This is a genomic window from Vibrio hibernica (genome assembly GCF_015223435.1).
Classification (GTDB): domain Bacteria; phylum Pseudomonadota; class Gammaproteobacteria; order Enterobacterales; family Vibrionaceae; genus Vibrio; species Vibrio hibernica.
Genome location: NZ_VHKO01000033.1, coordinates 1 through 25,175, shown reverse-complemented (window position 1 = coordinate 25,175; position 25,175 = coordinate 1). Strand labels below are relative to the sequence as shown.

The window sequence follows — 25,175 nt, the reverse complement described above, 5'->3', positions numbered from 1 at the left end:
TGAAGCAATACTGAACATTTCTTAGCCTATACCGATCGCAAACAATTTAGTCAAATATTGTAACTCTTCATGACCTTGCTGCGGTGATAAAGCCTCAATCCACATGGTTTCAGAGTAATGCTCCGCACGTAAAAATAGCTGGCAGCCTTCAAAATCAATCAACCAAGAGTGTAAATCCGCATCACTTTGTTTATCAACAATCGAAGCCGATAATATGGATACCAATCTTTGCCCTAAAGGCGGATAAGAATCAAAATCAAAACTCGGATTGACTAAAATAATACGCCCGGCTTCGGCGTCAAATTCGCGCAAACTAAACATAGCCATGCTTATCTTTCACCTAAAGTCAGGTGCTCCTGAATAACATCTAAAAAGGCATCGGCATATTTTTCAAGCTTACGCTGACCAACACCATTAACCGCTAACATTTCGCCATAAGAAGTTGGCAGAATATCCGCCATGTCCACCAACGTCGCATCACTAAACACCACATACGGCGGCAGGCCATCTTCATCTGCAATGGATTTACGTAATTTACGCAACTTAGCGAACAGTTTTTTATCGTAATTTTTAGTGACTAATTTTTCATTTTTCGCCGATCGGACCGCGGTATCTAAACGTGGCACCGCTAGTTGCAATTCCATATCGCCACGCAATAATGGCCGAGCTTCTTCGGTCAGTTGTAGCGTCGAATTACGGGTAATATTTTGCGACAACAAACCTTTATGGATCAACTGACGCATAATGCTAACCCAATAATCATGGCTGTGTTCTTTACCAATACCGTAAGTGGTGATTTTATCGTGCCCATTATCGCGCACTCGAATATTTTGCATGCCGCGCAGCACTTCCACGACATAGCCCACACCGAAGCTTTGATTGACCCGATAGACACACGACAACGCTTTTCTAGCCGCTTGCGTACCATCAAAATGCTTAGGCGGATCAAGGCAGATATCGCAGTTACCACATGCTTTATGACTGTACTCGCCAAAGTAATTCAACAGAACTTGGCGGCGACAGGTCTGCGCTTCAGCAAACGCACTCATGGCATTAAGCTTATGGCTTTCGACTTGCTTTTGCGGCCCTTCATCTTTTTCATCTAGCATCCGGCGCAGCCAACTCATATCAGCAGGATCGTATAACATCACCGCTTCAGCCGGCAGACCATCGCGCCCTGCTCGACCAGTTTCTTGATAGTAAGATTCAATGTTACGTGGAATATCGAAGTGCAATACAAAGCGCACGTTAGGTTTGTTGATCCCCATGCCAAAGGCCACCGTGGCAACCACAATTTGAATATCATCTTTTTGAAACGCTTCTTGCACATACGCGCGCTCATCGTTATCCATACCGGCATGGTAACCCGCCGCTCGAATATGGTTATTGCACAGCTTTTCGGTCACCATTTCGACTTTTTTGCGACTGCCACAATAAATAATCCCACACTGACCTTTTTGGGTGGCGAGATAACGGATCACTTGAGAAACGGGTTTGTGCTTTTCAAGCAAGGTATAGCGAATATTAGGGCGATCAAAGCTACCCAAATATTCTAAAGGGTTGTTCAATTCCAAGCGTGAAATGATGTCTTTACGAGTTGCTTCATCTGCCGTTGCGGTTAACGCCATAACAGGAACATGTGGAAAACGCTGCTTAAGTTGCCCGAGCAAAGCATACTCGCGGCGGAAATCATGCCCCCATTGGGAAATACAATGCGCCTCATCCACCGCGATCATGCTCAGCGGCAAATGTTCCAAACGTTCACTAAAATCACGGCTTAAGATGCGTTCTGGTGAGATATACACCATTTTTAGCTGACCGTTATTCATGCGGTTATACACACGGATCAAATCTTCACGATCCATGGAGGAGTTAATGCATTCAGCTGCCACGCCATTGGCTTTAAGCTGATCCACTTGATCTTTCATCAAGGAAATAAGCGGCGAAATAACAATGGTTAAACCCGAGAATAGCAATGCCGGTACTTGATAGCATAACGATTTACCGCCACCCGTTGGCATGATAACTAAACTATCTTGCCCAGCTAATACACTGTCGATTACTTGCTGTTGACCTACACGATAACTCTGATAACCAAACACATCCTGCAAAATTTTAGCAGCATTATTTTCCGATGTTAGAATCGAATCAGCTTGAGAAGGCTCTGATGAGGAAGATTCAGCGGTAACAAACGCAGGCATAAGATCTCAATTACTTTGGAGTTAGATACAGGCTTCAACCAATTACCGTGGCGCGATATATAGGCTTTAACTAGATATAGGCTTTAGCTAAGAAGTATAAGTGGCTAAATGGTCGGCTATTGTAGAGGGGTTTGGCTTAGATTGAAACTCTCGCTCTCATCTAGATTCTCGTATTTATCCATTATTCATTGACGACAATAAGGTTATAACTGCATTTCATTAGGTAAATCAATCCATCACTTTTATACTGCTCGGCTTTACTCATAAAAATAAAAGAAATAAACCAAATGGATGATGAATTAAAGCGAACCAAGCAAGGTGTCCTGCTTGCGATAATGGCCTACATGATGTGGGGCATTGCACCCATCTATTTTAAAGCACTCGGTGAAGTATCCCCTTTTGAAATCCTTTGTCACCGGATTATCTGGTCTTTTGTTTTCCTTGCTGCTTTGTTGTATTTCACCAAAGGCTGGCAACTGATTAAGACCACGCTCAAATCTCGAACCAAAGTACTCTATTTACTGGTGACATCCGTCACGATCGGCGTTAATTGGCTCGTTTTTATTTGGGCGATCAGCATTGATCATATGCTGGATGCCAGCCTCGGCTACTACATCAACCCTTTATTTAATGTGTTATTAGGAATGATTTTCCTCAATGAGCAACTACGTAAGATGCAATGGTTCGCGGTGGCGTTAGCCAGTATTGGTGTTCTGGTGCAATTAATCGTTTTTGGCTCCGTGCCGATTATTGCTATCGTGTTAGCGATCAGTTTTGGTATTTATGGTCTGCTGCGAAAAAAGGTCAATCTCGATGCCTTTACTGGGCTATTCATCGAAACTTTAGTCCTTCTGCCTGTGGCTTTGGTGTATTTATTCATCTTTGCCGACACCGCCACCAGCAACATGAGCTCTAACAGCTCACTGCTTAACACATTATTAATTTCAGCCGGTATCGTCACTACCCTGCCTTTATTATGCTTTGCTGGTGCCGCGGTGCGCTTACGCCTAGCGACCTTAGGATTCATTCAATACATTGGGCCAAGCTTGATGTTCCTATTGGCGGTGTTTGTCTACGGGGAAGCATTTACATCGGATAAAATTATTACCTTTGCCTTTATCTGGGCGGCGTTAATTTTATTTACTTGGGATGGGTTAAAAAATAATTCGACCAATAAAAAGCAAGCTGCCGCTTTAAAAGCCGCGACTGCTTTAGACGTCGAAGTAACAAATGAAACGCTAGTACAAGATATTAATGAAGCAAGCCATCAAGCCAGCACAAAAGGATAATCAAGCTCAACTATGAATGAAATCAGTCTATTAATAACACTCGCCAGTGTGCACTTTATTGCATTAATGAGCCCAGGCCCTGATTTTGCCTTAATTGTCCAAAACACTAGCCATCATGGTCGACGCACCGGATTAACCATTGCGGCAGGATTGTCAGCGGGCATTTTGGTTCACTCCATTTTAAGCATCACCGGAATAAGTTATTTGGTTCAGCAGCACCCAACTTTATTTTCTTTCGTACAAATCTTAGGGGGTAGCTACTTACTTTATTTAGGGATTGGCGCCTTAAAAAGTTTATATCAAACCCAAAAAACCGCGACCGCGCCAAATGAGAAGAAAAAAGCGAGCCGAATATTAACTAATCAAAAACAAGCGTTTTCCAAAGGATTCATGACCAATATTTTGAATCCAAAAGCCTTGGTGTTTTTTATTAGTTTAATGTCATCGTTGGTTCCGGCTTCCATGTCGGTGACTGGCAAGGTTTCAGCGGTGTTTATTTTGTGGTTTTTAGCCTTATTTTGGTTTTCATTATTAGCTTGGTTACTCTCAACTAAACGCTTACAACGTAAACTAGAATCCTCCGCACATTATATTGATGGTATTTGCGGTGTCATTTTCACTTTAATTGGCTCCGTGATCTTATGGCAAGCCGTCTCTCATTTATAATAAAACAACCTTTATGCAGACTTTAGACTACTGTCGTGTGCGAGATCTCTTACAAATAAGTGCGAATTTCATCATTCAACTATATAAAAATGCTCAAATTAAAACCCTAAGCTATTGATTTAAAAGGATTGTAGTTATTCCTGACGTAATTTCATGTAATTAATGTGAACTTCGCCCATTGTTCTTGGTCGGTTTATCCGTAATATTAAACCTGTCGGAAGGATGCTGACAGGAACAGGAAAGACCCAAGGATAGGTCATCTTCAGGATGAAGATTTGGTTACTTAGGATAGAGTAGCCAGCACGGAGCAAAATTGGACATTGAATGGACGCAATCATTACTAGGATAGTAATGACAAAGGAAAGACAATGGACACCTCAGGATTGAGGCAAGGATTGAACATCAGGATGATGTAAAGGACACCGCTCAAGGAACAAGTGATGCGCGCTAATTAGGATGAATTAGCAGGCTAGGATAAGGCCAAGGACACCGCTAGGATGGCGATGAAAAGGAATACGCTGAAGGATACAGCACTGCTATCAAGGATTTGATGCATGGAGCACCATTAGTAGCCGGATTGCTGCGAGTAAGACTATAACCCCGAAGGGCTCAGGTTCTCGGGGTTTTTCTTTTTTACTGCGATACAAAACTTAATGGCTATAAAAAGCTTAATGCCTATAAAAAGCTTAATGCCTATAAAAAATCGAAATCCAAATAGTCATTTAGACCTCGATATTTTTATATCAATTTATAGACTAGCGATGGATTATTTCGCTTTTTTCTCCACACGAGCTTCATGATGCTCTTTCATTTTTTCCCATTTCTCCATGCATTGCTGATGCTGTGTTGCTTGAAGCTTGGAGAATTCTTGCTTTTGCTCAGGGGTTAATACGCTGAACATATCATGACGATATTTTACCATTTTCACTTGTTGTTCAACCCGCTTATTCGCCATATCTTGTGCTAGTGAACGAGCTGCATTTTCATCAAACTTCTCGGCCATCACCAATTTTTGCATCTTTTCATGGTTCATTTTAAAAGCGTCTTTACCCGCTTTAAAGGTGGCTTTCATTTCTTTTCTATCGTTCTGACGTAGATCTTTCAATGTCGATTTTTGAGTATCGGTTAAATTAAGTTGATGCCAAATCTTCATCTCACCTTTCATACCGCACTGTCCACCGCCCATCATCCCATGATGATTTGACATATGATCCTTACTGTCAGCAAAAACCGCCACTGAACCAAGTGTTAATGGCGCTGCTACCAACATCAATACTGTTTTTTTCATTAAAGCATTCATCATTTACCTACCTATGTTCATATGAAATCGTAAAGTTAAGCGGCGAGATCTAGAGGAAATACTCGCGCCATGAAACTGCTGTAAGAATAGAGCGTATAACGTAAAGGGGTGTATGATTTGCGTAAAGGTATGTAAATCGATGTCAAAATTGTCGTTTTAAAAACAAAATCAGGGATAATCATCTCATTATATCTCCATACATTTGAGGTTTCGGATATGGCTCACATTCTACTTGTCGATGATGATATTGAACTCATCGCATTACTTAGCGATATTCTGACTTTAGAAGGCTTTGAAGTTTCACAAGCCCATAATGGTGAAGAAGGATTAGTCAGTATCAATGAGAATATTGATTTAATTTTGCTCGATATTATGATGCCAAAAATGAATGGTATGGAAATGCTGAAACAACTTCGTCATCACTGGCAAACCCCTGTACTGATGCTGACAGCGAAAGGTGAAGAAGTCGACCGTGTGATTGGTTTAGAGCTTGGCGCAGATGACTACTTACCGAAACCCTTTAGCGATAGAGAATTGTTAGCGCGAATTAGAGCCATTTTACGTCGGACTCAAATGAACAAAAACGAATCGACCAATAATCAAATCCCACATGGCATACAGATATTTCCGGGCAAACAAGAGGCTTACTATCAAGACAGTCTTCTTGATCTGACCAGCACCGAATTCTCTTTGCTGCATTATTTCTTAGAGCACATGGGTGAGTCTATTAGTAAAGAAACGCTTAGCCTTGAAGTGCTGGGAAAACGTTTAAGCCCTTTTGATCGGGCCATTGATATGCATGTATCAAATTTGAGAAAAAAAATGTCTGAACGTAATGGTGACAAGGCACTCATTAAAACACTGCGCGGACGCGGTTATTTAATGGTCGAAGCCGAATTATGAACTTGCCGAAAATTTCAAGTTTATATGGCCGGATTTTTGCCATTTTCTGGCTCACCATGTTATTGGTCGTCGTTGCGATCATTACTATTTCTAATTTGGATCCTCGGCAATTACACGATATCCCCGCCGAACCTTTAACCCGTCTACAGCAGCACGCAAAAGATATTACAACAAAATTTTCATCTGCCACCTCACTCAATAAATCAATTCGTGAGATAGGACATAATAATAGTAACAAACAAATCGATTTTTACTTTGCTAAAGAAGACTCTCGCTGGATAACCCCTATTCATGGAATGCGCACCAGAGCACTCAATAACTTTATCACCTTGTCTGATGTTGTAGGTAAGCCACAACAGCGACTGTATAACCGATTAATGATTGCAGGACCACTCCCTGTCGTGATAGCAAAAACACCACTTAAAATGTATGTCACCATAAAATGGCATCGGCCTCCTCCTTTTTTACTGCAAATACTCGACCGCCCCATTCAGCTCTTATTCGTCGTTATGTTAAGTAGCACCCCTTTATTATTATGGTTAGCGTGGGCACTAAGCCGCCCCGCTATGCGACTTGAAAAAGCAGCGCAAAAAGTAGCAAGAGGTCAACTTGAAATCGATCCTAGTTTAGAAACGGGTCCGACCGAATTCAAACAAGCGGGTGCCAGTTTCAATCAAATGGTGCTAGCGATTAATAATATGATGCAAGGGCAACAACGCTTACTGTCAGATATATCTCATGAGCTTCGCTCGCCATTAACCCGACTACGCATGGCCAATGCATTAGCGATACGCAAACAAGGAGAAAGCTCAGAGCTGACTCGAATTGATACTGAAACTGAACGCTTAGAAGTGATGATAAATGCCCTGCTTGAGCTATCTCGTAAAAAAGCGGACACGCACCAAGTTCGCCAGCATTTACTTGCCGAAGAACTGTGGGAAAGCATGGTAGCTGATGCACAATTTGAAGCTGAACAAATGGCCAAGCAGCTACACTGCAATGTCATCCCTAAATGCTACTTAACAGGAACACCTTACCTTCTCACTAGTGCTATCGAAAATGTGATACGCAATGCCATTAAATACAGTAATCATAGTATTTGGTTGAATTTTTCATACCATAAAAATGACATTAAGATCATAGTAGAAGATGATGGTAATGGCGTAGATGAATTAGAATTAGAAGCCATATTCCGGCCTTTTTATCGTGTTTCCACAGCCAGAGATAGAGATAGTGGCGGTACTGGTTTAGGCTTAGCCATTACTCAGTCGGCCATCCACCAGCATAATGGCACCATAAAGGCATCACATAGTCAGAAAGGCGGGCTTTGCGTTACTATCACGCTTCCTGTCAATACTTAGCCAGCCATTGTGATAACGCTGCCACTGTAGATATTCATGACAGCAGCCTCTATACTCTGCGACTACCTTTTATCTAAAAATACGAGTTATCCTTATGTTCGATATCGCTTTATTTGAACCAGAAATTGCACCCAACACTGGTAACATTATTCGTCTCAGTGCAAATTGTGGTGCGAACTTGCATTTAATTGAACCGTTGGGATTTGATTTAGAAGAAAAGAAAGTACGTAGAGCTGGGCTCGATTACCATGATTTAGCCAGAGTAAAACGCCATAAAGATTACCCTGCGTTTCTTGCATACCTACAACAAGAGAAAGGCGATAACGTTCGAATTTTCGCTTGTACCACCAAAACCACAGGCCATCATGTCGATGCTACCTTTCAACAAGGTGATGTTTTATTATTTGGCCCTGAAACTCGTGGCCTTCCTGCTGAAGTGATTGAAAGCCTGCCAATGGAGCAACGTATCCGTATTCCAATGATGGCCGACAGCCGTAGCTTAAATTTATCAAATGCCGTGGCCATTATCGCTTTTGAAGCTTGGCGACAAATGGATTTTGGTGGAGCGATCTAAAACCGGATAACTCATATCGAATAATCAAAAAAAGAGCGAACCCTGACTAGGTCCGCTCTTTTTTGTCTTCCGTTCTCTAAGCAAAGCGTTCACGTATATCGATCTTGTCTTATTTTTGATCGCTTTATTTATCTATACGCTTATCTTCATCCGTTTGTTTTTCATATTCCCCCTCGAACACATCGCCTTGCTGATCATGTTCAGAGTGGCGAAATGGATCTTGCGCATTGCCAGATTGAAACCCGCCACCAAATGGTTGATTCGCAGTATTGATTTTAATACGTTTCATCAATTGCTTAGCAAAAATGGCTCGTGGGCCAGGAAGCAATATCATCATGCCCAAAAAATCGGTCATAAATCCAGGAGTAAGAAGCAGCACACCCGCAACCGCAAGCATGATACCTTCAACAATTTGCTGCGCAGGTAACTCACCTTGTTGCAAACGAGATTGCACCGACATTATGGTTTGAATCCCTTGGCTACGAACTAAAGAAGCACCCACTATAGCCGTCGTCAACACAATGGCGATCGTTGGCCATAAACCAATCATACCGCCAACTTGAATAAACAAAGTGATCTCAATAATCGGAATCAAAATAAATAACACAAGTAAAATAGCAAACACAAACACCTCCAATAATCTTGTTGTCAGTGTATGCGCTAGCGCTTGATACAACAAACAATAACCACTACAAAATGTAATCCGCCTCTTATTTGTCTAATTAAAATCTTTAAATTTACAACAAATAAATGACAATTCATCTCCAATATAAACACAAGTAATGGGATAGTTTTTATACACTAAATATAAGAGCACAAAAGTTTGATCTATGATCTATATTTATCACTCTAAAGGGGTATGATTACAGCCAGAAAAAGACGCCTATTGTTCTAATGAATGGATTCTAAGCAACACGGCAAATACTGTATTTTATTTAGCTTATACGCTTTAAGGATCATTTCTATGACAACTCAAACCTCTATCACACAACAATTTCGTATTGAAGAAGATCTCCTTGGTCAGCGTGAAGTTCCCGTTGAGGCCTATTACGGTATCCATACCGTTCGAGCGGTAGAAAACTTCACCATTTCTAATAATACTATTTCTGATGTACCTGAATTTGTTCGTGGCATGGTCATGACCAAAAAAGCGGCTACTCTCGCGAATAAAGAAATTGGCGTTCTTCCTGCCGATATCAGTGATTACATCATCCAAGCATGTGACGTCATTCTGACCACCGGAAAGTGCATGGATCAATTCCCATCAGATGTATTTCAAGGTGGTGCGGGCACTTCGGTTAACATGAATACCAATGAAGTTATCGCCAACTTAGCGCTTGAATTAATGGGGAAACAAAAAGGTGAATACGACATCATCAACCCAAATGATCATGTTAATAAAAGCCAATCCACTAACTGTGCTTATCCAACCGGCTTTCGCGTATCTGTATATAGCAGCATCTTAAAAACCATCGATGCGGTTGAATACCTGAAAGCGGCATTTGAACTAAAAAGCCAAGAGTTCCACAACATATTAAAAATGGGTCGTACTCAGCTTCAAGACGCGGTTCCTATGACTGTGGGCCAAGAGTTTCATGCATGGGCCGTCACCTTGAATGAAGAAGTTCGTAACCTACAATATATTTCTAAATTATTATTAGAGGTCAACTTAGGGGCAACCGCAATCGGTACTGGCCTTAATGCGGCTCCGGAATATCAAGCGCTTGCAGTTAAGCATTTATCTGAAGTGACAGGCTTTGAATGTGTTGCTGCTGAAGATTTAATTGAAGCGACATCAGATTGTGGTGCTTATGTAATGGCACATGGCGCACTAAAACGCTTGGCAATCAAACTGTCTAAAATTTGTAATGACTTACGCTTACTTTCTTCAGGCCCTCGCACTGGATTCAACGAAATCAACCTACCAGAATTACAAGCTGGTTCGTCTATCATGCCGGCGAAAGTTAACCCAGTGATCCCAGAAGTGGTGAATCAAGTGTGTTTTAAAGTATTAGGAAACGATACTGCACTTTCTTTTGCCGCAGAAGGTGGTCAATTACAATTGAACGTAATGGAACCTGTGATCGCACAATGCATGTTTGAATCGTTAGAAATATTAAAAAATGCCTGTGTGAACCTACGTGAAAAATGCGTAGATGGTATTTCGGTCAATAAAGAAGTGTGTGAAGCGTATGTCTTCAATTCTATCGGTATTGTCACTTACCTAAATCCATACATTGGACACCATGAAGGCGACATCGTCGGTAAAATTTGTGCTGAAACAGGCAAGAGTGTACGTGAAATTGTACTAGCTCGTGGTCTGTTAACCGAAGCTGAACTCGATGAAATATTCTCACCAGAAAACTTAATGCACCCACAATACAAAGCGAAGCGTTATAACTAAGACAGCGCCGGTCATTATATAAATTAATCAAGGGAGCGCGTATATTGCTCCCTTTTTCATGCCAAATATACATACATAGCATGAATCTATCTTCCGAATTCATACTTTATAATCTGGAAACATTTATTATGTTAATACAACTGTTTATTGTTTTACTCTTTATTTACCTCGGTGCTCGCATTGGTGGTATCGGCATTGGTTTAGCCGGTGGCGCAGGTGTCATTGCCTTATCCCTAGGGCTTGGCGTTCCTACCAGCCAAGCGTTCATTCCAATTGATGTTATTTTAATTATTATGTCGGTGATAACAGCAATTGCAGCCATGCAGATCGCCGGTGGTATGGATTGGTTGGTTAAGCTCGCTGAGCAGTTTTTACGTAAGAACCCTAAACGCATTACCTTTTACGCCCCTATCGTAACGTATTTTATGACGTTATTAGCCGGTACAGGCCATACCGCATTTTCCACTTTACCGGTTATTGCTGAAGTTGCAAAAGAGCAAGGCGTTCGCCCTTCCCGCCCACTTTCTATCGCTGTTATTGCCTCTCAAATAGCGATCACGGCATCACCAATTTCTGCGGCGGTGGTTTTCTTTGCCGGTATTTTAGAGCCACTAGGGGTGAGTTATCTTCATTTATTAATGGTATGTATTCCTACCACGTTCACTGCTTGTATGATTGGTGCTTTTGTTGCCAACTTGATGGGCTGTGAATTAAAAGATGACGTTATCTACAAAGATCGTCTTGCAAAAGGTTTGGTCAAAGTTTCAAGCGTAACCGAGCGTCATATTTTGCCAACGGCTAAAACTGCAACCTACATATTTATTGCTGCCATTGCTTTTGTGGTTTGCTATGCGATTGCCATTTCAGACTCTGTTGGTCTTATCTCCAATCCTGCACTTGGTCGTAACGAAGCTATCATCACCGTGATGCTAACAGCTGCGGCAGCTATCGTATTATTTACTAAAATTGACCCTTCACTGATCTCTTCTGCACCGACATTCCGATCTGGTATGACAGCCTGTATTTGTGTTCTTGGTGTAGCTTGGTTAGGCTCGACTTTTGTCAATGCTCACGTTGATAGTATTAAAGAAGCCGCGGGTACCTTGCTGGCGGATTATCCTTGGATGTTGGCTATCATACTGTTCCTTGCTTCTATGCTACTGTATTCACAAGGCGCAACAACAACGGCTCTCATGCCAGCTGCATTAGCGATTGGTGTTGCACCATTAACCGCCGTTGCTTCATTTGCAGCAGTATCAGCATTGTTTGTGCTACCAACTTACCCAACATTATTGGCTGCGGTTGAAATGGATGATACGGGCTCAACTCGAATTGGTAGTTATGTTTTTAATCATCCATTCTTTATCCCAGGTTTAGTGACTATCGGCTCTGCAGTCGCACTTGGGTTCCTATTGGGCGGCATGATTCTGTAAGTTCACCGCTTAATAATTACCATCATAGAGAAACGTTAAAATCCGTATGAGTAACCATACGGATTTTCTCTTTTAATACCACGAACAATGAATTCCCCGCTCATCCCTTCTGGTATACTCTTTAAAATTATTCACGCCAAGAAACCAACACGTTTCATTGTGGTCTGAACTCTACTTACACACCAATGGGCTGTTACGCTTTATGTTATCACTGCGATCTTCTTTGTTGTTTTTCATTAGCCTAATAGCGGCCATGTTATACAGCCCATTAAGTCAGGCTGCCAATTTTGACTCAGCGGAGACACCACTATCGGCATTTTCTAGCACGCCAATAAGCGGTCACCGTTTTGTTCCTGTCGATCAAGCTTTCCCTTTCAATTTTATCCAGCAAGGTAATAATGTTCGGGTAGACTGGAAAATTAAAGAAGGCTATTACCTTTATAAAGAACGCTTTGCTTTCACGACTCAGAATGCACAAATTGATACCGTAACCCTGCCTGCTGGTGAATTTCATCAAGATGAATTTTTTGGTGATGTGCATATTTTCACTCAGCCACTACAAATCGATATCCCACTCCAACAAGTTGGTGATGGCGGCCAATTGATTATTCAATACCAAGGTTGCGCCACCAGCGGCTTTTGTTATCCGCCTGAAACACGAATCATTCCATTAGATCCAATTGGCAACCAAAGCTTAGCATCGGCTGCGGATAAAAACCCTGAACAGTCAAAAGTAACTCAAGCAACTGGTAATAACATCAACGGCTATTCTGAAGATGCAAACATTGCCGATCAATTATCAACGCATTGGTGGACACCATTCCTCTTTTTAGCATTAGGTATTGGGCTGGCTTTTACCCCTTGTGTGCTGCCTATGTACCCAATTTTAACCGGCATTGTTTTAGGTGGCGGCAAACTTAACGCCCGCAAAGCTTTTAAGCTCTCTTTTGTGTACGTTCAAGGCATGGCGCTAACTTATATGCTGCTTGGCTTGGTGGTCGCATCACTTGGGGTGCAATTTCAAGCTGCGCTGCAATCCCCTGCCGTTATCATTGGTTTGAGCGTACTGTTTTTACTGCTTGCCCTTTCTATGTTCGGGGTTTACAGCATTCAGCTACCGAGTCGCCTACAAACTTGGCTTAATGAACAAAGTAACAAACAGCAAGGCGGTAACCTGATTGGTGTATTCTTGATGGGGGTGATTTCGGGTTTAGTCTGCTCACCTTGCACCACCGCACCGTTGTCTGGAGCCTTACTTTATGTGGCGCAAAGTGGCGATTTAGTCACAGGAGCAATTGCTTTATACGCCTTAGCTATCGGGATGGGAATTCCACTTATTTGTGTGGCTGTATTTGGCAATAAATTACTACCAAAAGCCGGCGAATGGATGAATAAAGTAAAAGTTTTCTTTGGCTTTATTTTGCTGGCGGCACCCATCTTCTTATTAGAGCGTATTTTACCTGTATTTTGGGTATCGCTATTGTGGGCAGGATTAGGCTTAGTCGCTTTTTCTTGGCTGTACCATATTCGTCAATACATCAAAGCCGGTTCTTGGGAGCAGAGCCTTACCAGTATTATTGCGATACTCGGCTTAGTGGTCGCACTTATGACAGGACTGCAAGTTTTCGGTTTGAATACATTGGTAGGGGTCAATACTCAACAACAAGATCAAGTTCAACTCAATTTTATTCGTATTCAAACAATTGAGGATCTCGATAAGCAATTATTACTGGCAAAAAAAACGGGTAAATCAGTAATGTTTGATTACTACGCCGACTGGTGTGTAGCCTGTAAAGAGTTCGATAAATATACTTTCCATAACCCACAAGTGGCGGCCAAGCTACAAAACATGGTGCTACTACAAGCTGATGTCACCAATGCGAATCCGCAAGATATTGCACTAATGGAAAGAATGAAAGTACTCGGTTTACCAACGATTGAATTTTGGAATGCACAAGGCAGCCATATCACCAGCGCTCGAATTACTGGCTTTATGGATGCAGCGACCTTCCTTAGTCACTTAGATAAAAATGGATTAGATAGCAATAATTAATTAGACAAAAGTCTGATATGGTTCAGACTTTTGCATATGCCTTATTGAGTCGAAATCAAAAGGCATTGATAATAAAATTATTACTCCTAAACAGTAAATGGAATATCTGTCATGGATTCGACATACAATATTGTCATCGCCGATGACCACCCGCTTTTTCGTAATGCCTTATTTCAATCAATTCATATGGCGATCAGCGGCGCTAATTTATTTGAAGCGGACTCTCTCAGCGCTTTACTCACACTACTTAAAAAAGTAGATGAACCCGATTTATTATTATTAGATTTAAAAATGCCCGGCTCTAATGGAATGTCGGGATTAATCAATCTCAGATCGGAATATCCCGACCTCCCTATCGTGGTGGTTTCCGCTAGTGAAGAAGCAAGTGTCGTCAGCCAAGTAAAAAGCCATGGCGCTTTTGGTTTCATACCTAAATCGAGTGATATGCGTGAATTAAACCGCGCGCTCAATCAGGTTCTCAATGGTGATCCTTTCTTCCCTGAAGGGCTAATACAAAATAATGAGGCCTGCAATAGCTTGACTCAAAAACTGGCAGCTTTAACACCACAGCAATACAAAGTTTTAGGTATGTTGTCAGATGGCTTACTTAACAAACAAATCGCCTATGAATTGAATGTTTCTGAAGCAACAATCAAAGCACACATGACCGCTATATTTCGCAAACTAGATGTAAAAAATCGCACTCAAGCAGTGATCTTACTTCAACAGTTAGAAACTGAAAAATAGTCTAGTCCTCTCTAATTCTTCAAGGTTTGTAACTATTACAAACCTTACTTTTCCTTTCGATACTTACGCTTACAATTAAACCCATCAGTTACTCATGTAGTTTCATTACAAGTCAACGGCTCGTTTATGACTATCAAATTAAAAAATACGCTATCTTAAGCTTCGTAGTAATCAAATCGCCCAATTTTGCAATATTCGGATACTTCATTGGCATCAGTAACTTCCTACTCAAAGATCTGATTTATCACTTCAACAGGAAACCTATAATATTTCTATATTTAACCGTTTGAGACATCACACTTTTACATTAAAATAGAATATCGCAGTAAATGTCTTTTCAGAATAAGAGTGGTTTTAGCAAAACTCTTCGGTTCTCCCTGTCCGTTAATTAAGAGACGCATTCATGTTTATCATTGACCAAATTATTTTATTAGCCGCAATTCTGATCATTTTTGGCATATTATCCAGTAAATTATCCGCTCGATTAGGACTACCCGTACTGGTCATGTTTCTTCTCGTCGGCATGTTAGCAGGGCAAGATGGGCCAGGTGGTATTGCCTTTGATAATGCTCAAATCGCCCATTCATTAGGATCTTTAGCGCTCGCTATTATTTTGTTTGATGGCGGCCTGCAAACACCAATAACATCGATTAAACAAGTCTGGAAACCTGCCTCCGTTCTGGCCACTTTCGGCGTTCTGATCACCGCAACCATTACGGGGATCGCGGCCGCTTATATACTCAATGTGTCTTTGCTATACGGACTACTTATCGGTGCTATTGTAGGATCTACCGATGCGGCAGCGGTATTTTCCTTGCTACGTAATGCAGGAATTCACATTAATCCTAGATTAAAATCAACGCTAGAGATAGAAAGTGCAACCAATGACCCGATGGCTATTTTCCTAACGGTTGGCCTTTTGGAAATAATGGTTAAAGGTCTAGAGCCTGGGACAGGATTGCTTCTCTTGTTTATCCAACAAATGGGGGTCGGAACTTTGGTTGGCTTAGCCTGCGGATGGATCTCAGTGCGAACTATTAATTGCATCAACTTAACCACATCAGGTTTATATCCCGTCATGGTTGCCGCTTTGGGGTTACTTTCATTTGGAATTGCCGCTAATTTAGGTGGCAGTGGTTTCTTAGCTATTTTTATTACGGGTGTTGTTATCGGCAATAGTCGATTTGTCTTTCAACGAAGTACCTTCTTATTTCATGATGGACTCGCTTGGTTAGGTCAAATCCTCATGTTCGTCATTTTAGGTCTATTGGTTAACCCTTTATCCTTACTCGATATTTGGTTTGAAGGACTCATCATTGCTATCGTTCTGACCTTAATCGCACGGCCTTTATCGGTTCTGCCAATACTGAAATTATTTGGCTTTAATATGCGTGAAATCACCTTAGTATCTTGGGTTGGTTTACGAGGATCGGTACCGATTATTTTGGCCATTTACCCATTAATATATGGTCTACCTGATGCAAACATGATTTTTAATGTCGTCTTTTTCGTCGTTCTTATTTCAGCAACAATACAAGGCTCCACGCTTCCTTTAGTAGCACGAGCTTTAAAACTTACCGAACCGGCACCTGCCACCCCGGCGGCAACCTTAGAAATCACAGCTTTAGGTAATGTAGATGCTGATATTGTAAAGTATCAGCTTGGAAGTAATTCAAGGGCATCAAATCGACGTTTATCTCAAATGGCATTACCCGATGGAACGGTTGTTGCCATGATCACTCGAGGAGATCATGTTATCTCTCCTCGAGGGTCAACGTTACTGCATGCTGATGATCATTTATTTATTATGATGAAACCCAATGTCCGTGACTTTGTAGATATAGTCTGTTCGGGCATTGCAGAGACAAACCAAGATGACTTACCTGATACAGAACTATGCTTAAAAGGCTATACAAAAGTAGGTGATATACAGCATTCTTACGGTATTGAACTTCTCATGGAAAGTCACTTATCATTAGATGAAGTGCTAAACCATGCTTTTGCAGGCAACCCAATAGAAGGGGCAAGTAAAGATTTTAATAAAGTCACTTTATTTGTACGTGAAATGGTAGGGCAAAGAGTTGTTACCGTCGGTCTTATGCCAATAAAACATGTAGATTATTAAACCATTCAATTTAGGGGGTTACTTTGCTCAGTATTTTAGTTACGCAATTTGTCGTGTTATGGGCCGTCATTGATCCTATCGGTACTATCCCAGTTTATCTCTCACAAACACAAGGGCTAAGCGCTAAACAAAAACGCTTAGTCGCACTTAAGGCGGTAGCAATCGCGACTGCTGTCTTGTTATTTTTCCTTATTATGGGGCAAATATTGCTCGAAGCAATGCAAATTCCACTTCCGGCCTTTCAAGCTGCGGGAGGATTAGTGCTATTACTGTTTGCTTTAACCATGATATTTGGACAAGGAAAACCAGCAGAAGAGGCTCAATTAAGTGGTGACTTTAGCCGCTCTGAATTAGCAAATCTCGCTGTCTATCCATTAGCTATTCCATCAATTGCCTCACCGGGAGCCATGATGGCAGTTGTTATGTTGACAGATAACAATCGAAACTCAATCATTGAGCAAGGCTTAACAGCGGGAGCTATGCTTATTGTTCTTATTAGTACGTTACTGCTATTACTCGGCGCAACCGGAATACATAAAATTATTGGAAATGTCGGCGCAGCCATAATCAGTCGTGTAATGGGATTAATTTTAGCGGCAGTCGCTGTCAATAACTTATTGATGGGGCTCAAGGATTTTTATTTTTAACGCCTCCCTCTGCCGACTAAGCATTAGACCTTAGACTAACCTTATTAGACCTTAGCCTAGCCTACTTTTTGCGCTAGGCTAAATTATTACAACCCACTTCACAAAAAACTCCTTAAGCGCTTATACCTCGCCTTTTATTGCCCGACTAAAGTTGAAAAGCCACCTCCAACGCTCACTGCTATTGTTTTGTTGTAACATTTTCATAACAACCAAGTTCATTGTATACGGCAATGGAATTTATAAATGAAACTAAAGGAGAGTGGCCATGGCGTTTGAATCTGACAAACATGCCCAAGCCTACTGGAAAGAAAATCTAGGGATAATGGCAACACTACTAACGATTTGGTTTGTAGTGTCTTATTGTGCGGGCATTTTATTTGTCGATGCACTGAATACCATCCAATTTGCTGGTTTCAAATTAGGATTTTGGTTTGCTCAGCAAGGGTCTATCTATACCTTTGTAGTGCTGATCTTTGTTTATGTCGTGCGTATGAATGCGTTAGATAAAAAATACAACGTTCAGGAAGACTAAGGAGTAGTAAATATGGAAATCCAAACTTGGACGTTTATCCTCGTCGGAATCACCTTCGCAGTTTATATCGGAATCGCAATTTGGGCTCGCGCCGGATCCACCAGTGAGTTTTATATCGCTGGGGGTGGTGTTCACCCTGTCGCAAACGGTATGGCAACGGCAGCCGATTGGATGTCAGCGGCATCATTTATTTCAATGGCAGGTATCATTTCATTCGGAGGTTACGATGGCTCAGTTTACCTAATGGGCTGGACTGGTGGTTACGTATTGTTGGCATTATGTTTAGCGCCTTACTTACGTAAATTCGGTAAATTTACTGTACCCGACTTTATCGGGGATCGTTACTATTCAAACACTGCTCGCTTGGTCGCTATATTCTGTGCCATCTTTGTTTCATTTACTTATGTTGCAGGCCAAATGCGTGGCGTGGGCGTGGTATTCTCTCGCTTCTTAGAAGTGGATATCAACCTTGGCATCATTATTGGTATGGCGATTGTATTTTTCTATGCCGTACTTGGTGGAATGAAAGGCATTACCTATACCCAAGTTGCTCAATTCTGTGTGCTTATTTTTGCGTTCCTTGTCCCTGCCGTTTTTACATCCATTATGATGACAGGCAACGTATTCCCACAAATCGGTATGGGGTCAACTATTTCAGGCTCTGATGTTTATTTGATGGATAAGCTAGAAGGTTTAACCCAAGAGCTTGGCTTTACTTCCTATATTGATGGCTCAAAAAGCACTGTTGATGTGTTCTTTATTACCGCTGCTCTTATGGTTGGTACTGCTGGTTTACCTCACGTTATTATTCGCTTCTTTACCGTTCCTCGCGTAAAAGATGCTCGAATTTCTGCAGGTTGGGCATTGCTGTTTATTTCTTTGTTATACACCACAGCGCCTGCTGTAGCGGCGTTTGCTCGCGTGAATCTAATCGAAACCATTAATGGTCCCGATCTAAAAGGTGTCACGGTTGAAAATGCGCCAAGCTGGTATCACAACTGGGAAAGCACTGGTTTAGTCTCGTGGGAAGATAAAAACGGTGATGGCAAAATGTTCTACTCTGGCGATGATCGCAATGAGATGAACATCAACCGTGACATCATTGTATTAGCTTCTCCTGAGTTAGCAAAATTACCAAACTGGGTTGTGGCATTACTGGCTGCGGGTGGTTTAGCTGCGGCACTATCAACAGCCGCAGGCTTATTGTTGGTTATCTCAACATCGATTTCGCATGACCTATTGAAAAAGGGTCTGAAACCAAATATGAGTGACAAAGAAGAGTTGATGTATGCACGGATTGCCGCAGCTGTTGCGATCGTCGGGGCGGGTTACTTAGGGATTAATCCACCAGGATTCGTCGCCCAAGTGGTTGCCTTTGCATTCGGACTGGCTGCTGCTTCCTTCTTCCCTGCCATTATCTTAGGTATTTTCTATAAGAAGATGAACAAAGAAGGTGCTATTGCTGGTATGGTCGTGGGTATAATCTTTACCGCTGCGTACATTATTTACTTTAAGTTTATTAACCCAGCCGCAAGCACGCCGGATAACTGGTTCTTCGGAATTAGTCCTGAAGGTATTGGTACGCTAGGTATGTGCTTGAACTTTGTCGTATCGCTAGTAGTAAATAAATTTACCGCAGCAGTACCACAAGATGTACAAGACATGGTTGAGTCTATCCGTTTCCCTAAAGGGGCCGGTCAAGCACACGACCATTAATCTCAATACAATGTTCAATACTATAAAGCCCCACTTGCGATTGAAGTGGGGCTTTCTTCGTATTACTTTTAATAATTCCTTCGGTACAACGTCAGGCAATAAAAAGAGTTATGATTTTAATAACGTCGTTACTCAGAATCTAATTGTTTATCTTCTGCAATCGACTCGCTTTCATCAGCAAATTGAGCGGCTAACTCTTCACGGCGTAAATCATCTAGCGCTTCATCAGTCATTATTGCAGGAGCAAACCAACTATCTAATTTATTACGTAATTGATCGACACCAATACCCTTCATTGATGAGAAAACATCCACTTGTACATCACCACAAAAAGCCATTGAAGCTTCACGAATTTTAAGCAATTGAGCTTTTCGCGCACCTTGTTTTAACTTATCGGCTTTAGTCAGCAGCACTTGAACGGGAATATTGACCTCAACTGCCCAATAAATTAATTGTTGATCGAGATCTTTCATCGGATGGCGGATATCCATCAGGACAACAAGACCTTTTAAACATTCACGCTTTTGTAAATATTCACCCAACGATTTCTGCCATTTCTTTTTCAAATCTAAAGGTACTTGAGCAAAACCATAACCAGGCAGATCAACGATATGGCAGTTTTCCGTCACTTTGAATAAGTTGATCAACTGAGTTCGACCTGGAGTCTTACTGGTTTTAGCTAAACTTTTTTGATTCGTTAAACGATTTAGGGCGCTCGATTTACCCGCATTTGAACGACCCGCAAAAGCAACTTCGATACCTTCATCATCAGGTAAGTGACGAATATCAGGCGCACTCGTTATAAAGTGGGTATTTTGATAATGGATTTTTTCCATAAATGTTAACTCCATCTCCACTTTTGCAGAGGAATGATTGCTTTTACATATATTCATGTACAATTGGTTTACTTGCCAGCGACAAGACTTCGCGTAGTGTACCATGAACATTTGTATATCGTGGTAGTGGAAGCTGAATAATTATAATGGAATGTCATGAATAAATTAGTACTGATTTTGGGTTTGATGGCTAGTTGCTCCGTTTGGGCGCAAGGCAACATTGAAGCAGGTAAAGAAAAGTCAGCCACGTGTGCGGCTTGCCACGGTTCAGATGGCAATAGTTTAATTCCTCAATACCCAAAATTAGCTGGCCAACATAGTAAATATATTGAAAAACAACTACACGATTTAAAGCTAGGCATGACGAGTGGTGGTAAACAAGGTCGAAACGATCCTGTTATGAGCGCAATGGCCATATCGCTTACTGATGAAGATATGTCTGATCTTGCCGCTTATTATGCGTCACTACCATTAAAAGAAGGATCAACTCCGGAAAATATTGCTGAGAAAGGTAAGGCTCTTTATTTTGCTGGTGATTCTCAAAAAGGTCTAACCGCTTGTAGTGCCTGTCACGGTCCTAGAGGTCATGGCATGGAACTTGGTGGCTTCCCTAGTATTGCAGGCCAGCAAACAGATTATGTGAAAGCACAGTTAGAGAAGTTTCGTTCAGGTACTCGCACCAATGATATGAACTCAATGATGCAAGATGTATCAAAAAATCTAACCGATGAACAGATTGATATTCTTTCTAAATATGTTGGTGGTTTGCATTAATCGATTACAGTTATCAACTGTACGAATATTGTAGGTAAACTACATAAAGTATCTTAGTTTATCTAAAATCCCCAGCACTAATCGTGTGGGGATTTTTGCTTTATCGCTTAATAAAACTCCACTATTTACGCCATTTCTGGTATCTTGCGCATCCTTGATGGTGAGTAATACTTACCCTGCTTTATTTTGGGTCTATTCTTACTTATCCGCAGTGCTCAATCATCCAATTTCATCGCGGTTAATCGTTTAAGAATAACTGAACGCATTGACCTCGAACCATATTACTGAGAAACACTCGCGTTAAATTTAGCGTATTGATTTCTTATAGGAAACTGAAAATGTCACGCAACAAAAAAGCTAGAAAACCAGGCTCAACTGGTAGTGAAGAATTAATCGTTACCCGTAATCGTAGCGAGTCTGATGTTGAAGGCCGTCTCCGTAAACGTGAAAATAAGCGTAAAGGATTAAAAACAGGCAGCCGCCATGCGGATTCTGAACATAAAAAGCAACATACAGGTTCAGGCCAAGCTAAAGATCCTCGTCATGGCAGTAAAAAAGCGATCCCATTAGTTGTAGAATCAAAAGCAAAACCATCGAAGCAACAACGTAAACTCAATGCACAGCAAGAATTAGAAGCCATTCAAAATGATGCTCAGCTTAATGTATTAATCGATCGTTTAGAGAATGGTGACAAGCTAGGTGCTGGATTACAAAAGTTTGTTGATGAAAAATTAGATCGTCTAGAAATCTTAATGAAACAGCTTGGCATTTATGATGATGAAGATGAGTTCATTGAACCAGAGCAAGAAGAAACCGAAGTTGTGATCCCAACTAAAAAAGCGGCGAAGAAACCTGCTTCTGATGATGACTTGCTAGCACAATTTGAAAACCTAGATTTGAACGATTTTAAATAGTCGATACAATTACATCACGTTCTTTTATAAGAACGTTGATGTTTTTTGCCAATAAATAAAAATTGAGGGATGCTATGTCTACAGCACTTTTCGCGGTTTTAGGTGCCATTATTATTATCGCTCTAGCAAGCTATGCTGGGTTTTTATTAATACGGCTGAAAAAGCAAAAACACCTGATTCAAATCCAGCAACAACGTGCCATTGAGCAGCGTAACTCTAATATATTTGAAAGTGTATATACCCTATGTATGGCGGGAATTCAGCAACAATGTGATTTATCAGAAATCGTCATTCGAGTTGTCCGTATAATGGATTATGTTCAAGGCGAGCAACGTGTTGATTTTTCTGTAGACTATCCTGCGATTAATGAACTATACCATTCAGTAAAAGATATGGCTCGTGGTGAAGATCGTCAAACTTTAAACAAGCAAGATCGAATGAAGCAGACTTTGACTCGTCAAAAAACAGAATCACGTTTAACCACAACCATACTCGATGAACTGGCTAACTTGAAACAAAGTATTCAGTCGTTAAATAATAAAATAGACATAAAAATGGTGTAAGTTGATCATGACTCATCATTATTCATCTTACGAGGTATAGGGTAAGCTAACCTTAGGTGTTATATCCATAACTAACAATTAGCGCTACCCTATACCTCCTTAATGCATCGACAAATATTCAATCAAACCTTATCTAATATTATAAGTGGAAATTATCATGTCAAAAGAGCAAATCGTGTGGGACCAAGCGATATTGGAAAAGTATAATTATTCCGGACCTCGTTATACTTCTTACCCTACAGCTCTCGAATTTCACGAAGCATTTACTATCTCAGATTTAGATATGGCATGTAGCCAATACCCAGATCGTCCCTTATCACTTTATATCCACATCCCATTTTGTCATAAGCTTTGCTATTACTGTGGTTGTAATAAAGTAATCACTCGGCATCAACATAAAGCTGATGATTATCTACAAGTATTGATTCATGAGATCGAACAACGTGCTCCGTTAATTAATCAGCGCCAAGTAACTCAATTACATTTCGGTGGCGGGACGCCAACATTCTTAACAAAAGCTCAAATGACTCGTATTATGACGGCTTTACGTGGAGAGTTTACTTTTACTACTGATGCAGAAATCAGTATTGAGGTCGATCCCCGCGAAATTGAATTGGATATGCTTGACCATTTAAGAAGTGAAGGCTTTAACCGTTTAAGTATCGGTGTACAAGATTTCGATAAAGAAGTCCAAATATTGGTCAACCGAGAACAAGACGAAGATTTTATTGTCTCAATGGTCGCTCGGGCGAAAGAATTAGGCTTTAGATCAACCAACCTAGACTTAATATATGGATTACCAAAACAAACACTCTCGACCTTCTCAAATACTCTAGAAAAAGTATTAGCAATGCAGCCTGGCCGTTTGTCTATTTTTAACTATGCCCATATGCCTGCTTTATTTGCTGCACAAGCAAAATTAAAAGAAGAATGGTTGCCAAGCGCAAAACAAAAAATGGAAATTTTACAATATACGATTAAAACGCTAACCGATGCTAATTATCAATTCATCGGAATGGATCACTTTGCACTGCCAGATGATGAACTTGCAGTCGCGCAACGACAAGGTGTATTACACCGAAACTTCCAAGGTTATACTACGCAAGGTGACTGTGATTTAATCGGTTTCGGTGTCTCCGCGATCTCTATGGTTGGTGACAGCTATGCACAAAATCAAAAAGAGCTGAAGAAGTATTATGCGCAGCTTGATGAGCACCACCATGCACTATGGCGTGGTGTTGGTTTAGATCAAGATGATTTGATTCGTCGAGAAGTCATTAAACAACTGATTTGTAATTTTACACTTGATACTAAAGTGATCGAAAGCCAGTTTAATTTAAACTTCGATCACTACTTCTCTGAAGATTTACAGCTATTACAAACTTTCATCAACGATGAATTAGTCACAACAGAAGATGGCATTATTTCTGTTACGTTGCGAGGCCGTTTACTTATTCGCAATATCTGTATGTGTTTTGATAAGTACCTACGTAATAAAGCACGCCAGCAACAATTTTCGCGTGTAATTTAAAGACCGACTAATAAAATATTAAAACCTCATGAACTAATATCACCTTCCATCCGAAGGTGATATTTTTTATATAAATATTGTTGGGCTCAACAATTAACATAACGGTGATTTTTTCTCATATTGTATTCCCAATATATTTCCTATCTTAAATCCCTCTTTTTCAGTCATATAATCGCTCCACAATTTATTAAAATTTTAGATATCTAAAACTTTTTAATCTAAATATTTTTCAGAAATGGCTTATATATCCAACGAACACATAGTATTTTTGTTAGTCATAAAAATAAGTCTCTAAAAATGGCAGCTCGATCCGAACTAAATAACTTCCTATCTTTGATTTGGCATTTTAAGCTCAAGACATGAAACTCTAGTTATTAATTCACTATTTTATTCCAACTTAATATCAAGAGTTTGTGAGTAATAGCTTTACGTTGTGGATGACTAAAAGCAATATCAAATCTCGCATATTAACCAGAACGTGAAAAATCATGGTGATCCTGTTAATAGAGTATCTGACCCATAGAATATGGCGAGATGACACAGGTGATATTATTTCCATACTAATTAAAGAGACTTCTGTAACCTGAACTATTTAGTGGTTATAAC

The 25,175-nt window shown here is 40.7% G+C and carries 22 protein-coding genes; 17 read left to right on the top strand and 5 right to left on the bottom strand.

The window, feature by feature from the left end:
• Positions 1–21: 21 nt before the first annotated feature.
• Together FH976_RS11350 and recQ are read right to left on the bottom strand one after the other, a co-directional pair.
• Positions 22–327, bottom strand: a complete 306-nt coding sequence (locus tag FH976_RS11350) for a DUF3630 family protein (RefSeq protein WP_194090968.1) — start codon at positions 325–327, stop codon at positions 22–24.
• 2 nt (positions 328–329) lie between these two features.
• Entirely contained in the window at positions 330–2,201 is a 1,872-nt protein-coding gene (gene recQ, locus FH976_RS11345; RefSeq protein WP_194090967.1) for an ATP-dependent DNA helicase RecQ, read from the bottom strand.
• A 287-nt stretch (positions 2,202–2,488) separates the two neighbouring features.
• Here recQ and rarD point away from each other — a divergent pair, with 287 nt between their 5' ends.
• The gene (gene rarD, locus FH976_RS11340; RefSeq protein WP_194090966.1) at positions 2,489–3,490 is read left to right on the top strand and encodes an EamA family transporter RarD; all 1,002 of its coding nucleotides are present in this window, start codon (positions 2,489–2,491) and stop codon (positions 3,488–3,490) included.
• A gap of 12 nt (positions 3,491–3,502) precedes the next feature.
• Positions 3,503–4,156 (top strand): LysE family translocator, encoded by a 654-nt coding sequence (locus tag FH976_RS11335; protein ID WP_194090965.1) that lies wholly within the window; start codon positions 3,503–3,505, stop codon positions 4,154–4,156.
• A 766-nt stretch (positions 4,157–4,922) separates the two neighbouring features.
• On the opposite strand, the gene FH976_RS11330 is transcribed toward FH976_RS11335, so the two are convergent.
• On the bottom strand, positions 4,923–5,459 hold the full coding sequence (locus FH976_RS11330; RefSeq protein ID WP_194090964.1) for a CpxP family protein: 537 nt from the start codon (positions 5,457–5,459) through the stop codon (positions 4,923–4,925).
• Between the two features lie 213 nt (positions 5,460–5,672).
• Between FH976_RS11330 and FH976_RS11325 the strand changes: the two genes are divergently transcribed.
• From FH976_RS11325 to FH976_RS11315, 3 genes are all read left to right on the top strand, one after another.
• Positions 5,673–6,359: a response regulator gene (locus FH976_RS11325; protein WP_194090963.1), complete on the top strand. Its 687-nt coding sequence runs from the start codon at positions 5,673–5,675 to the stop codon at positions 6,357–6,359.
• Positions 6,356–7,720 carry an envelope stress sensor histidine kinase CpxA gene (cpxA, locus tag FH976_RS11320; RefSeq protein WP_194090962.1) on the top strand — a complete coding sequence of 455 codons (1,365 nt, stop codon included), beginning with the start codon at positions 6,356–6,358 and terminating at the stop codon, positions 7,718–7,720. Before FH976_RS11325 ends, cpxA begins: the two co-directional genes overlap by 4 nt.
• 94 nt (positions 7,721–7,814) lie before the next feature.
• Complete coding sequence (locus FH976_RS11315; RefSeq protein WP_194090961.1) at positions 7,815–8,294, top strand: tRNA (cytidine(34)-2'-O)-methyltransferase; 480 nt, start codon at positions 7,815–7,817, stop codon at positions 8,292–8,294.
• Between the two features lie 124 nt (positions 8,295–8,418).
• Here FH976_RS11315 and FH976_RS11310 read toward each other — a convergent pair whose 3' ends face one another.
• Entirely contained in the window at positions 8,419–8,919 is a 501-nt protein-coding gene (locus tag FH976_RS11310) for an FxsA family protein (protein ID WP_194090960.1), read from the bottom strand.
• A gap of 339 nt (positions 8,920–9,258) precedes the next feature.
• On the opposite strand from FH976_RS11310, the gene aspA reads away from it, so the two are divergent.
• From aspA to FH976_RS11270, 8 genes are all read left to right on the top strand, one after another.
• Positions 9,259–10,698, top strand: coding sequence for an aspartate ammonia-lyase (aspA, locus tag FH976_RS11305; protein WP_194090959.1), 1,440 nt, complete (start codon positions 9,259–9,261; stop codon positions 10,696–10,698).
• Between the two features lie 128 nt (positions 10,699–10,826).
• A complete protein-coding gene (locus FH976_RS11300) occupies positions 10,827–12,131 on the top strand; it encodes an anaerobic C4-dicarboxylate transporter (protein ID WP_407701645.1) in 1,305 nt (434 codons plus the stop codon).
• Positions 12,132–12,333: 202 nt separating this feature from the next.
• The gene (locus tag FH976_RS11295; RefSeq protein WP_228767414.1) at positions 12,334–14,184 is read left to right on the top strand and encodes a protein-disulfide reductase DsbD; all 1,851 of its coding nucleotides are present in this window, start codon (positions 12,334–12,336) and stop codon (positions 14,182–14,184) included.
• Positions 14,185–14,295: 111 nt separating this feature from the next.
• The gene (locus FH976_RS11290) at positions 14,296–14,931 is read left to right on the top strand and encodes a response regulator (RefSeq protein ID WP_194090958.1); all 636 of its coding nucleotides are present in this window, start codon (positions 14,296–14,298) and stop codon (positions 14,929–14,931) included.
• Positions 14,932–15,334: 403 nt separating this feature from the next.
• Positions 15,335–17,056: a potassium/proton antiporter gene (locus FH976_RS11285; RefSeq protein WP_194090957.1), complete on the top strand. Its 1,722-nt coding sequence runs from the start codon at positions 15,335–15,337 to the stop codon at positions 17,054–17,056.
• Positions 17,057–17,079: 23 nt separating this feature from the next.
• Positions 17,080–17,703, top strand: coding sequence for a MarC family protein (locus tag FH976_RS11280; protein WP_194090956.1), 624 nt, complete (start codon positions 17,080–17,082; stop codon positions 17,701–17,703).
• Between the two features lie 265 nt (positions 17,704–17,968).
• Positions 17,969–18,235, top strand: coding sequence for a DUF4212 domain-containing protein (locus FH976_RS11275; RefSeq protein ID WP_194090955.1), 267 nt, complete (start codon positions 17,969–17,971; stop codon positions 18,233–18,235).
• Between the two features lie 12 nt (positions 18,236–18,247).
• Entirely contained in the window at positions 18,248–19,951 is a 1,704-nt protein-coding gene (locus FH976_RS11270; protein ID WP_194090954.1) for a sodium:solute symporter family protein, read from the top strand.
• 128 nt (positions 19,952–20,079) lie between these two features.
• Here FH976_RS11270 and yihA read toward each other — a convergent pair whose 3' ends face one another.
• Positions 20,080–20,787, bottom strand: a complete 708-nt coding sequence (yihA, locus tag FH976_RS11265) for a ribosome biogenesis GTP-binding protein YihA/YsxC (protein ID WP_228767413.1) — start codon at positions 20,785–20,787, stop codon at positions 20,080–20,082.
• A gap of 156 nt (positions 20,788–20,943) precedes the next feature.
• On the opposite strand from yihA, the gene FH976_RS11260 reads away from it, so the two are divergent.
• From FH976_RS11260 to hemN, 4 genes are all read left to right on the top strand, one after another.
• Positions 20,944–21,561 carry a c-type cytochrome gene (locus tag FH976_RS11260; RefSeq protein ID WP_194090952.1) on the top strand — a complete coding sequence of 206 codons (618 nt, stop codon included), beginning with the start codon at positions 20,944–20,946 and terminating at the stop codon, positions 21,559–21,561.
• 338 nt (positions 21,562–21,899) lie between these two features.
• Positions 21,900–22,475 (top strand): Der GTPase-activating protein YihI, encoded by a 576-nt coding sequence (yihI, locus tag FH976_RS11255; protein ID WP_194090951.1) that lies wholly within the window; start codon positions 21,900–21,902, stop codon positions 22,473–22,475.
• A gap of 74 nt (positions 22,476–22,549) precedes the next feature.
• Entirely contained in the window at positions 22,550–23,038 is a 489-nt protein-coding gene (locus tag FH976_RS11250) for a DUF2489 domain-containing protein (protein WP_194090950.1), read from the top strand.
• 157 nt (positions 23,039–23,195) lie between these two features.
• The gene (gene hemN, locus FH976_RS11245; RefSeq protein ID WP_194090949.1) at positions 23,196–24,569 is read left to right on the top strand and encodes an oxygen-independent coproporphyrinogen III oxidase; all 1,374 of its coding nucleotides are present in this window, start codon (positions 23,196–23,198) and stop codon (positions 24,567–24,569) included.
• Positions 24,570–25,175: the final 606 nt, after the last annotated feature.